The sequence below is a fragment of the Pseudomonas sp. EL_65y_Pfl1_R83 genome (genome assembly GCF_963970695.1).
GTDB lineage: Bacteria > Pseudomonadota > Gammaproteobacteria > Pseudomonadales > Pseudomonadaceae > Aquipseudomonas > Aquipseudomonas tritici.
In genome coordinates this window covers 1-429 of the sequence record NZ_CAXAQI010000514.1, presented here as the reverse complement: position 1 = coordinate 429, position 429 = coordinate 1, and the positions used below count along the sequence as shown (strand labels likewise).

The window sequence follows — 429 nt, the reverse complement described above, 5'->3', positions numbered from 1 at the left end:
CGTCCCGTTGGCCGCGATCAGCGCGAGTTGTCCGTCCTTCTGCCAGATCGCGCTCGGTTCACGCTCGACGACATGCACGATCAGCGTGTCGGGCAAGCGCCGCGAAACATGCGCATCCTCGATCCAGCCGCTATGCGCGACCAGATCCTGCCGGATCTTTTCGAGGCTCACCAGCGGCATCGCCATTGACGGCTGGTTGGCCGCGATCTTGTAGATGACATTATGGTCCATCCGGTTGAGCCCGGTGATCTGGATATTGGTGACGCGGAAACCCGCTTCACCGATCGCTTCGCCCAGCGCCGAGCCGACCGCGCCCGGCACCCCGAAATAGGAGGCCGTCGCCAGCCCGACCGCACCGACCACGCCCATGATCGTCCACGTTGCGATCCGGCGCAGCGTCGCTTCGCTGACCGGCAGCATCGCGATCAC

1 protein-coding gene is annotated in these 429 nt (G+C 64.8%); it reads right to left on the bottom strand.

The window, feature by feature from the left end:
* A partial coding sequence (locus tag AACY08_RS30110) for a cell division protein FtsQ/DivIB (RefSeq protein ID WP_339472735.1) occupies positions 1-429 on the bottom strand: 429 nt, incomplete at both ends.